The sequence below is a fragment of the Flavobacterium sp. genome (genome assembly GCF_035760125.1).
Lineage (GTDB): Bacteria > Bacteroidota > Bacteroidia > Flavobacteriales > Flavobacteriaceae > Flavobacterium.
The window spans coordinates 1-11,957 of sequence record NZ_DASTTN010000498.1; the positions used below are offsets into that span (position 1 = coordinate 1).

The following is an 11,957-nucleotide window of genomic DNA, read 5'->3' on the forward strand; positions in this document are numbered from 1 at the left end:
TGTTGATTCTCGAAGCACTTGCAGATATCGCCGAACAGCTAGCATCCACAGTGTTTCGAACATAAAGCATATAATCATTTGGTACAAGACCATTAAACACATTTGGTAATTGGTACGTTGTTCCGTCCAAACTGTATTCCATCCCAGCTTGAGAAATAATTGTTACGGTACCTGATGGTATTGCACAAGTAGGCTGAACTACACTTAGAGTAGTTGGAACCACTGGAGCTGAAGGAACAGCATTGATTCTCGTAGCACTTGCAGATGTAGCTAAGCAGGTTGCATCGGCATTGTTTCGAACATAAAGCGTGTAGTCATTTGGGACAAGATTATTAAATACATTTGGTAATTGATACGTTGTTCCGTCCAAACTGTATTCCATTCCTGTTTGAGGACTAAATGTCACAGCTCCTGATGGCGTTGCACAAGTAGGTTGAACGACACTTAGAGAGGTAGGTACAGTTGGAGCGGTAGGAATACCATTGATTCTCAAAGTAGTTATTGATACTGCCGAACAGGTAAAATCCAATATATTTCTAACATACATTGTATAGTCACCTGGAGACAAAAACTCAAAAACAGTAGAGGATTGATAATTGATTCCGTCCAAACTATATTCCATCCCTTGTTGAGGAGTTATTACAATAGTCCCCGATGGAATTGCACAAGTAGGCTGAATCCTATTGGAAAGGGTCGGGATTAATGGAGCTGTAGGAATAGCGTTTATTTTCACAACAGCAGTTGAGGCTACAGAGGTACAACCATTGGCATTTGAAACTTTAAAAGTATAATCCGAGGCTGCTGCTAAACCTAGAAACAAATAACTAGTACCCGAACCAATTACAGGAGTACCCGTTGATGGAATGATAGTCCAATTTCCAGTTGTTGGCAATCCGCTAAATAAAATGCTTCCTGTATTTACTGCACATGTTGGTTGGGTAATACTATTGATAATAGCGAGTTGTTGCTTGTCTAAAATAGGACTTACCTTTAATCTATTGATACTTTCACAACCAATTAGAGGTGTTGTAGATTGTTGTACTACATAATAATCGCCCCCAGTAACAATTAAAGTATTTGAAGGTAAAATTGTCCCTCCATTTAAAGCATCATACCAAATTATATTTGAATTATTTATGATTCCATTTAAAACAATCGAATTAAGCGTTGCATTTTGGGATTCGCAAAAAAGTGGATTTGCCGAAGTAATTGTTGGAGCTAAGGGATCAACTATTACTACCGAAATTTCAAGACGATTCACACTTTCGCAACCTGAAACATTTTGAGTGGCATAATACTTTGTCCCATCTACCAAAGAAGTTGTCACAGGCAAAGAACCACCAGCAATTGCCGCATTATACCATAAAATCGGAGTGCTACCCGAAACTACTAAATCCGTTATTTTAGCAGATTGACTTGAACAGAACAATTGTATTCCATCGCCTGTTGGGCTTGATGGAGCATTTATTGTAACATCTACTACAACTCTAGGTGTACTTTCGCAACCTGATACCGTTTGAGAACCATAATAAGAGCCATCAATTAAAGGGCTTGAGCTCAACAATGGTGTATTTCCTGTAGCCGATGAGTACCATTGTATATTAGTTCCAGAAGTAGCTTTAGCGGTAAGAGAAGCAACAATTGCATTTTCAGATTCACAAAAAGTCAGACTTCCACTTATCGTTATTGCAGAAGGCTTATTAATAGTAACTGCTACATTTAGCTTCGGTACACTTTCACAACCGGATACAGTTTGTGTAGCCGAATAAACACCATCTGTCAATATTGAACTTGGAGTTAATAAAGTTCCTAGAGAATCATACCATTTCACATTGGTTCCCGTAACTATTAAATCAGCCACTGTTCCTGAGTTACAAAAAACAGGACTGGCAACAGTCGTTGTTGGGGCAGCTGGTTTATTAATAGTAACAATTACCTTTAATCTATCAAAACTTTCACAAAGCAAACCTGTTGTTGCTGTTTGCGAAGCATAATAATCCTCTGCATCTATTAATGCATCTGCACTGGAAAGTGGAGTCCCTCCAACGGCATCTGCATACCATTTTATTCCAGTTCCAATAGCTAATAAATCTCCAACTTTAGCGTTTTGAGATTCACAAAATGTTTGAATTGCGGAACCACTTGGTTTTGATTGCGAATTAATGGTTAATGATACAGCTGTTCTACTGGAGCTTAAACAACCGTCAACCGTTTTTCTAGCTTCTGCATAATAGGTATATACCCCTGGCAATATTACAGTTGGCGCATAAGTAAGACTATTAGCTATCAAAGGAACTCCTCCACTGTTGTTACTATACCAATCAATATTTTCTCCCGCGTTAACTGTGGCTGACAAAACTGGATTTGCCTGTCCTTCGCAAATAGATTTATCCCCAGCACTTACCGGATTACTTATAACTGCACAAGTACAATTGGGAGCTGTTACAGCAAAAGATTCAACACATCCATTTCCTTTATCAGCATTAATTGTAATATTTGTACCTGCAGGAATACTTGTAATCGAATTCCCGACTATCACACCAACGGCTGGAACCCTTGTAATCACACTACCACTTGCAACGGTGAAATCTACAGTATAGCTTAATAAATCAGCCGAACACGTTTTTGTTGTTACATTCAAAAATGGAGAATCTTTTATTTCTAATGTAACAGCCGTTCTTGAAATACTAGAACAGGATGCAATATTGTTTTGAGCAAAATAAGTAATTGAACCAACTGAATTCCAGACTGGACTCGTAACTACATTTCCATTTGTCATGGAATCATACCAAACAATAGTCCCTGTTGAAACAGTTGCAGTTGCAGTTAGCGTCTGTAATGGGCTAGTTGCACAAACAGATTGATTTCCTCCACTTGTTGGAATCACAGGATTATTTATAGTAACAGTATTTGCATATCTAGAAGCACTTTCACAAGTTCCAATGGCTTGAGAAGCATAGTAAGTAGTTCCTGAAACCAAAACCTCAGAACTTAAAAGAGGACTCCCTCCATTTAAATTGGCATACCATTTAATTGTACCTAATCCAGACGCTACTAAATTGGCTATTGTTCCAGCATTACAAACAGTCTGAGAACCAGAACCAGTTGGAACAGCTGTTGTATTTATTGCTATTGTGGATGAATTTCTTGGAAAGCTCTCACAAGAAAGAGTTCCTGTTAATGTTTGAGTAGCATAATAAGTTTCACCATTTACCAAATCTGTATTGGGATCTAATGGCAAATCGCCTGTAGGAGCTGCATACCATTTTACAGCCGTCCCTGTTGCCACCAAATCAGATATTTTTGCAGTGTTACAAAACGTTTGCGTCGCTGCTACTGTCGGTCCAGCTGGATTATCGACAATAACATTTACTTGCAAACGGGAAATACTTTTACAGGAAGTTATTGCATTCGTTTGCTCAGCAAAATAGGGACCAGTCACCAAATCTGTACTGACAGGAAGTGCAGTTCCTCCATTAGCCGTTGTAAACCATTCTATGTTATTCCCAGTTGCAACCAAATCAGACACTTTTGGGTTATTCAGTTTACAAAAATTTTGATTAGACAAACCTGTTGGAGCATCCGTAACGTTATAAACGACAGTAATATCAGCAGATGAAACAGAGCATTGACCATTAGAGATTGTCCATGTAAAAACATAGGTTCCGGCAGCACTAACAGTAGCAATAGCATTTCCAAGTGAACTATCACTAAAAGTAACCGTCCCTGGTCCCGATTTTTTAGACCAAACTCCCACTCCTATTGATGGTGTATTTCCCCCAAGAACCGCACTAGTTAAAGAACATCTAGATTGATTTCCTCCTACTGTGGCAACAGTTGGATTAGCCACAAAATTCATAGACATACTATCGGTAGAATAACAAGGAGTCAAAGCCGCTCCTGCCACAATAACTGGATTTGGTGATTCCAAATTATAATCAATGGCTCCACTCCCATAATCACTCGTCCTTGTAGCCGGACTCAAAAATGAGTTGGTCACATTATAATTGGACGAAGTGTTGTCCTGCATTGTAAAGGCAAAAAACTTAACATCCCCACCGGTATATCCAACTAATGCTTTAGAAACCTCAACTTCGAATCCCAAATTATAATCAGAAATTCCTGTATTGTTTTTATTGACTCCCATCACAGCAGTTGGAGATCCTGTAGCGGCTGTACCCAAATAGGTTTTCGTAGAATTCCCTGTTTTCAATTCAATTACATCGGCATAATAATTTGTTTCACCAGCATCTGTGGCAATAGCAATACAGTAATCAGCAGTAAAATAAGAATCAAAAGTACTTGGGTTATTGTTAAAATAATTAAAAGCCCTTACATCTGGAAGCGATCCATTTTCATCTCCATAATTGGAAACATTAAATCCTCCTGCCTTGGTATCCAGAAAAATCATAATTCTTCTGTAATTTATAGCTTTACCAGCAATACCAAAAACCAATTTATCTTCTGTTGGACTTATTTTTAAAGCATTTATATATCCATTTGCAGCTAGTCCAGATAATGTTGCTGAAAGAACATTATCCTCTAAAGGACCTGTTCCCCATGCATTTTCTGTAAGAGATCCATCCAATGTCACTGCATATCGAGATCGAACACTTACTATTTGCCCATTGGTTAAAGAATTTGTAGTATAAACTCTGCTGCTTGACATTGCTTGTTTGACAACACCATCAACCGAAAATTCAAATAAATCGGCACCACCGTTAGCAGTAAATGTTATTGAGGTCCCTAAACACAAAGGATTCAAAGTATTATTTGCTGGATTTGATGACAAAGAAACTGCTGGTGGAATATTATATACCGATGCCACCACAGGAACGCGTGTACTGGTCCCTAGACCTGATCTAGCAGACACATAAAAAGTAGTTGTAACTGATACTGTGGGACTATAAATATTTCCAGTAGCCAAAACCGTTGAACTGGTTTGACTTGCATACCATTCTATAATATCCCCACTAGCTCCTGTAGCCGAAAGATTAATGATACCAGGACCACAAGAACTTCCCGCAACAGTTGTAGGCGGAGTAACCACTGCTAAAATGTCGCGCTTTTTACGGGAAATTTTATCGGCTTGTGTTTTATTTTTAGTGCTTTTTAGAAGCACTACTTCTTCTTTGTTTTTAACTAATAATGTTAAATTCTCAAGATTTGCAGCAATTATTTTATTGCTTAAAATAATAACAATTAGTAAAATTAAACGTAGTTTTATTTTCATCAACCTAGATTTATTGTTAAAAAAATAACGATTTGATAACTTCCAAGGCTTTAAAAGTAAACCTTTATTTACTTTGCAACAATGACTTTTTTTTCGCAATAAAACTACAACGATGTAGTCTTCATAAATGTTCATAAATTAGTAGCTTACCGCTACTTTTTCTTAATAATTTGCACTTTAATCGATTAAAAAATATGTTTGGTCGATTTTTTTATCACCACCTTATTTATGTCAAAAAACCAATTCAACACTTTAATAAAATACAGAATAATTTCACAACTAAATAGTCAGACTATAAACTAACTCTTTGTTTTTCAATTTGAAAAACCTAAGAATCCAACAAAGCACAAGGGTATAAAAAAGAAAACTAGATTGAACTGTTAAAACAAGCAGGAATGCCAGTACGACAAAATAATGCGTGCACTATTTTGCCGTACTGGCATTCCTGAATTAACTAAACTCAAATTTTCCTTTACGCTACATCTTCACCACAAAACCTCCACTAGATTTCATTACCACTTTAAGTTTTTTGTTTTTAGATTTTGCAATCATCTGCTGTTGAAAACCCTTCTCATTTTCAAAAATAACATAACCAGAATCATTGATTACAAACGATAAATCAATTTCTATTACTTTGGCTTTATTTTCTCCATTAATACCTACGATATGCCAAACATTATCTTTTTTTCTGGCCATAACGATATACTTGCCTGGGTAACCATCTATAAATTTCGAATCATCCCAATTGGTCGGAATGTCTTTTAGATAATCCACAACATATTTCGGCATTTTAGCCATGCCTACAGGAATTTCAGCAATGTGCTGAATTCCAGACAAAAACAAAACAGGCAAAGCCAACTCAAAAGCAGGTGTCGTTTTGCGTTTGATATTTGGAATCGAATCCAACACCATTGGAGTAAAATCCATTGGATCAAAAACATTTCTAGCAAACGGAAGCATCGAGCAGTGGCTTGGAGCCAAATCCGCAATATCTTGAAAAAAGGTAATGTACTCGTATCCTTTTACCGCCTCAGTAGTTAGTAAATTAGGATAGGTTCGTTGCAAACCTCTGGGCAAAGTTGCTCCGTGAAAATTGATTAACAATTGACGCGCCGCTGCATCTTTCAGCATTGCATGATAATAAGCAATCATCGACTGACCATCACCTCCAAAAAAATCGACTTTGACTCCAGCAATTCCCAGTTCGTTTAATCTTGAAAATTCTTTATCTCTATCTGTATGTGTCAACAATTTCCCTTTCGGATGATATTCTGTACTATTCCAAGGTCCTGATGAATTGTACCAAACCAGTAGTTTAACGTTTTTTCCTTTGGCATAAGCCACCAACTCTTTCATTTTAGCATCACCAATTCGAGTATCCCAATCAGCATCAATCAAGCAATACGGCCAATTCATACTAGAAGCATAATCAATAAACTGCAAGGTAGTTTCGAAATTAACCGAATCGTCTTTCAGTAAAACCCAACTCCAGGAAGACAATCCACTTTTAACAAAAGATGCATCCATAGGAATGGCAGGATCAGCTAAATCGGTTCCAAGCGTACTTTCTGTAATTGTTTTTAAAGAGCCTATAGTTATAATTCGCCAAGGCGTATACCATGGCAGTTGCGATTCTGGATTAAGAGCGCCGTTTGGAAAAATCTCCTCCTTTTGCGGAAAAGTAACCTGCAATGCTTTTGAGGCATCATTATAAACCAATCGGCTTCCGCAGTAATTGTCTTGCAATCCTGTTTCGGTAATCAAAATCCAAGCATCATTGGCATTGAACAGAGCAGGATACACCCAACCTTCTCCAATGGCTGGCTTCGTATTTACAGGGACTCCCATAGAATAATGTTCTTCATAGGACGGATTGGTTTCTTTCCAACCCGTTTTAGCTTTGGACATCGGTTGTAGCCACGCTTTTGTGGTAGCATCAAAATTATAAGTGGTTTTCTCTTCGGTTATTTTTTTAATGTCATTGGACGTTTTAGGAAAATGATAGCGCAAAGCAACTCCATCATATGAAATCTGAAAAATGATTTCCATATCCTCTCCGACACTGTTTTGTAAAGTCACTGTATATTGATTGGCAGCATAGTTGATGTTTTTTCTCTTCCCCTGAAGCATACTATAAGAAGACTGAACAGCTTTCGCTTCGGACACTTTAACAATCTTCATATCTGTATAAAAATTACCATCTTCCCGAACAATTCCAAGCTCTGAATTATTGATAACCAATTTATTTTTAAAGAAAACTTTATAATAGGGTGTTTTCTTCGTACTCAAATTGAATTCAACTTTTATCGTTTTGTCAGCATTGACAAACGAATAATTAGCGAGGTTTTCAGCAAATGAAGTTAGTGAAAAAGCCAATAAAATGATAGTGCATATTTTCTTCATAATTATAAGTGTTTATTTTACACTTACAAGTTTACAACAAAAAAAACATTATAAATAATAATACACAAAAAAATATGACATTGATTGTAAAATACTTATAATTTTCAAAAAAAAAAAAAACGAATTTAGAAAAGAAAACTCTAACAATAAAATTTGATATTGAAATCAAAATTTTGAGAATTTCATCGAAGCAAGACACAAACCCAACTACCTATTTTGTTAACAAAAAAAACAATAACTAAGCATTTAACAAATCAAAAAATAAGAATATTTACAACATACTCATCTTTACGGTAGTAATAAAACTACATCTTCAAATAAAGATAAAATCCACTGTAATTAATCTATTTTTTTATCTTTTATTAACATATTTTTGCGGCTTCAAAAAAGTAAACTATGAAAAAATTAATATTAGGTATCATACTATTATTTGCAATAATGGGTTGTTCATCTAAAAGAGACTATGTATATTCAGGAAAATGCACAATATGTGGAAAAGAAACCAATTGGAGCAGTATTGGTTTGTGCAATAAACACTATACACTAGAAAAAGAACATAAATTAAGAGGACTAAACTAAACCATTAAACTCAAAAAATTATAAAAAAAATTACTTTAAAACTCTACTCGGTTTAATAAATTAATTCTACAGCATTCCATATAGCAAATTCATTAGACCGAAAAACCAGGAATAATATCCAAAAATTAACAATAATTCAGGAACCGAAAACTAACTTCTCTTTAGATTCTTGAAAATCATAAATCAAAAAATATTTTTTTTATCTACTGCATGACCAGTCATTTAATACAATAGCTATAACAAAAAAGGTCAAAAAAAGTCGAATTTAACCATCTAAAACCAAAAAAACCCCTTCTTTCGAAGAGGTTTTTGTACCCGGAGCCGGAGTCGAACCGGCACGGTTTCCCACAGGTGTTTGAGACCAGCGCGTCTACCAATTCCGCCATCCGGGCTTAGCTAGACATGGAATAATAAACAATCATCCCAAACGCAATAAAGAGACAATTAATATTAACAATTATCTTTTCCTTTAACACGGTGCAAATGTAAAAAATATTTTTAAACATTCTAATAAAAATACTTAAATTTTTCCTTTCAGAGTTGATTTTATTTTCTAAATTTGCACCTCCTAAAAAAAGGAATTCACAACTAACTACAAAACAACAAATTAAATGTCACACCTAGAACCAGAAGCTAAAATTTTTGCTTGTTCAAAAAGTGAATATCTTGCAGAGAAAATTGCAAAGGAATACGGAATCCCAATGGGAAAAGTTACCATGTCTACTTATAGTGATGGTGAGTTTCAACCTTCTTATGAAGAATCAATCAGAGGGTTACGTGTTTTTATCGTTTGTTCAACTTTTCCAACTGCCGATAATTTAATGGAATTATTGTTGATGATTGACGCTGCAAAACGCGCATCAGCAAGACACATTACAGCTGTTATACCTTACTTCGGTTGGGCAAGACAAGACAGAAAAGACAAACCAAGAGTGCCGATTGGAGCCAAACTAGTAGCTAATTTACTAGATGCTGCAGGAGCAACAAGAATAATGACCATGGATTTGCATGCTGATCAAATACAAGGATTCTTCGAGAAACCGGTAGATCACCTTTTTGCATCCACAATCTTTTTACCATACGTAGAAAGTTTAGGTCTAGACAATTTAATGATTGCTTCACCAGATATGGGAGGATCGAAAAGAGCTTACGCCTATTCTAAATTCTTAAATTCTGAAGTAGTAATCTGTTACAAGCAAAGAAAAGCTGCCAACGTTATCGAAACAATGGAGCTTATCGGAGAAGTAAAAGGCAAAAATGTAATCTTAGTGGATGACATGATTGACACGGGAGGAACTTTGGCGAAAGCCGCCGATTTAATGATCGAAAAAGGAGCCTTAAGCGTTAGAGCCATTTGTACACACGCCATATTATCTGGTGGTGCTTACGAAAAAATAGAAAATTCAAAATTGTTGGAACTAATCGTAACCGATTCTATTCCGTTGAAAAAACAATCCAACAAAATAAGAGTAGTGAGTTGTGCACCTCTTTTTGCTGAAGTAATGCATATGGTACACCACAACAATTCCATTAGCGGGAAGTTTTTAATGTAATTCGTTACACCAAAAACAAAAAGCAACTATAATAAGAGTTTAATTAATAACTATATAAATATTTACAATGAAATCGATTACAATTAAAGGATCAGAAAGAGAAAGCGTGGGCAAAGTAGCTACTAAAGCCTTACGTAATGCTGGATTGGTTCCTTGCGTATTATACGGAGGAAGTCAAGCAGTTCATTTTTCAGCGGAAGTTATAGCTTTCAAGAACTTGGTTTACACTCCAAACGCGCACACAGTTGTGATTGAACTTGGAAATGGAAAAACCTTCAACGCAGTTTTACAAGATATTCAGGTTCACCCGGTATCTGACAAAATTTTACACATTGACTTCTTTCAAATCCACGATGACAAAGAAATCACTATGGAAGTTCCAGTAAAAATCGTTGGTAACTCAAAAGGAGTTATGGCAGGTGGAGATTTACGTTTGAACAACCGTAAATTAAAAGTAAGAGCTTTACCAAAAAATCTTCCAGATTTCGTTGAAGCTGACATTACACCTCTTGACATGGGTAACAAATTATATGTTACTAAAGTGCCAACACCAAACTTCAAAATCATGCACCCAGACAATACAGTAATTTGTCAAGTGAAGATCTCTCGTGCGGCTATGAAAGCAGCTCAAGAAGCAGCAAAAGCAGCAAAAGCTCCTGCAAAAAAGAAAAAATAATACTTTTTCAATCTATATCAAAAGCATCAGTTTCACAACTGGTGCTTTTTTTTTGAGTCGAAGCGAAATATTAGGCATTTTAGGAAGCCAGATTCCCGCTGTCCTTCCAAATCTTTTATTAAAAAAATAAAAGGATTTTCCCTCCCATCGGGGCTAAAAGAGAGACATAGTACACTTTTGGTAACAAATAATCAAACTTCTCTTGGTCCTTTCCTCTTTATTCTTTTTACACTATTTTTGCAGCATGATAAAATGGATGCAAAACCTGTTTTCATCACCAAAAACAGAAGAGAACATAGATAATATGAAGAAATTTTTAATCGTTGGCCTTGGCAACATTGGCTCCGAATACGTAAACACCCGACACAACATTGGTTTCAAAATCGTAGATTTCCTAGCTAAGAAAGAAGGACTTTCATTCGAAACCGTAAAACTGGGAGCACTCGCCGAATACAAATTTAAAGGAAGAACCTTTTTACTTCTAAAACCCAACACATATATGAATTTGAGTGGGAAAGCTGTAAAATATTGGATGGACAAAGAAAATATTCCGCTAGAAAACATCTTTGTCATTACCGATGATTTAAATCTTTCGTTCGGAACCATTCGCATCCGTAAAAAAGGCAGCGATGGAGGCCACAACGGACTCAAAAATATCAATCTCGTTCTGAACACACAAGAATACACCCGCTTTAGATTTGGTATCAGCGACGAATTCAAAAAAGGACAACAAGTAGATTATGTATTGGGAGATTGGGATGACAACGAAAAAGCTAAACTTCCTGAAAGACTGGAACTCGCTTCCGAAATCATTAAATCTTTCGGAACGGCAGGACTTGAAAGCACCATGACCACATTCAACGGAAAATAAGTAAAAATAAAAAGGGAGACATTCAAATGTCTCCCTTTTTACCTTATAAGTCTAAAAAATCTATTCCACTATAATCTTAGAAACACCTTTTCTATCTCCATCTACAACAGTAACTATATAAGTTCCCGCTGCTGCATTCTTCAATTGAATATTTTGGTTAAAATCTCCAGTATTTTCAAAATCCTTCTGATATATTTTTCTACCCAACATATCGGTTACAAAAACCTGAACGTTCGTTGTATTGGAACTTGAAAAACGAATATTAAAATCCCCTTTATTCGGATTTGGATACAAAACAAAATCATTAATTTCAAAACTTGGCGTTGCCAGAGTAGCATAAGTGCTTGAACAAATTTGTATAGATGCCGAATCAATTGTCCCTGTATCACCTCCGCCTACATCAATAAATCTTAATTTCCATGTTCCTCCCGGATTTTCACCATTAAAAGCAGCTAAAATTCCCGCTGGGGCAACCGTTTGACTGATCGTTGAGCCACAATTCAAAACGCCACCCAAATCATCATAAATCAAAATCAAACTATTATCACTCGCACCACAAGATCTATCAAACAACTTCACAGTAGTGCCTTTTGGACTTACTACTTCAATCTGAACATCAGATAAATAGGTATGTGTAAGACC

At 36.0% G+C, this 11,957-nt stretch carries 7 protein-coding genes and 1 tRNA gene; 4 read left to right on the plus strand and 4 right to left on the minus strand.

Features of this window, described 5'->3' with window-relative positions; translation table 11 throughout:
* Both VFS71_RS17745 and VFS71_RS17750 read right to left on the minus strand, forming a co-directional pair.
* Positions 1-5,233, minus strand: a 5,233-nt coding sequence (locus VFS71_RS17745) for a hypothetical protein (RefSeq protein ID WP_326402946.1), incomplete at its 3' end; no start/stop codon positions are given.
* A gap of 477 nt (positions 5,234-5,710) precedes the next feature.
* A complete protein-coding gene (locus tag VFS71_RS17750; protein ID WP_326402947.1) occupies positions 5,711-7,636 on the minus strand; it encodes a glycoside hydrolase family 97 protein in 1,926 nt (641 codons plus the stop codon).
* Between the two features lie 396 nt (positions 7,637-8,032).
* Here VFS71_RS17750 and VFS71_RS17755 point away from each other — a divergent pair, with 396 nt between their 5' ends.
* Positions 8,033-8,215, plus strand: a complete 183-nt coding sequence (locus VFS71_RS17755) for a hypothetical protein (protein ID WP_326402948.1) — start codon at positions 8,033-8,035, stop codon at positions 8,213-8,215.
* Between the two features lie 312 nt (positions 8,216-8,527).
* Here VFS71_RS17755 and VFS71_RS17760 read toward each other — a convergent pair.
* Positions 8,528-8,607, minus strand: a tRNA-Leu gene (locus VFS71_RS17760).
* 219 nt (positions 8,608-8,826) lie between these two features.
* Between VFS71_RS17760 and VFS71_RS17765 the strand changes: the two genes are divergently transcribed.
* From VFS71_RS17765 to pth, 3 genes are all read left to right on the plus strand, one after another.
* On the plus strand, positions 8,827-9,768 hold the full coding sequence (locus VFS71_RS17765) for a ribose-phosphate pyrophosphokinase (RefSeq protein WP_219317584.1): 942 nt from the start codon (positions 8,827-8,829) through the stop codon (positions 9,766-9,768).
* A 67-nt stretch (positions 9,769-9,835) separates the two neighbouring features.
* Positions 9,836-10,444 carry a 50S ribosomal protein L25/general stress protein Ctc gene (locus tag VFS71_RS17770; RefSeq protein WP_326402949.1) on the plus strand — a complete coding sequence of 203 codons (609 nt, stop codon included), beginning with the start codon at positions 9,836-9,838 and terminating at the stop codon, positions 10,442-10,444.
* A 244-nt stretch (positions 10,445-10,688) separates the two neighbouring features.
* Entirely contained in the window at positions 10,689-11,315 is a 627-nt protein-coding gene (pth, locus tag VFS71_RS17775) for an aminoacyl-tRNA hydrolase (RefSeq protein ID WP_326402950.1), read from the plus strand.
* Between the two features lie 60 nt (positions 11,316-11,375).
* On the opposite strand, the gene VFS71_RS17780 is transcribed toward pth, so the two are convergent.
* On the minus strand, positions 11,376-11,957 hold a 582-nt coding region (locus VFS71_RS17780; RefSeq protein WP_326402951.1), incomplete at its 5' end, for a T9SS type A sorting domain-containing protein.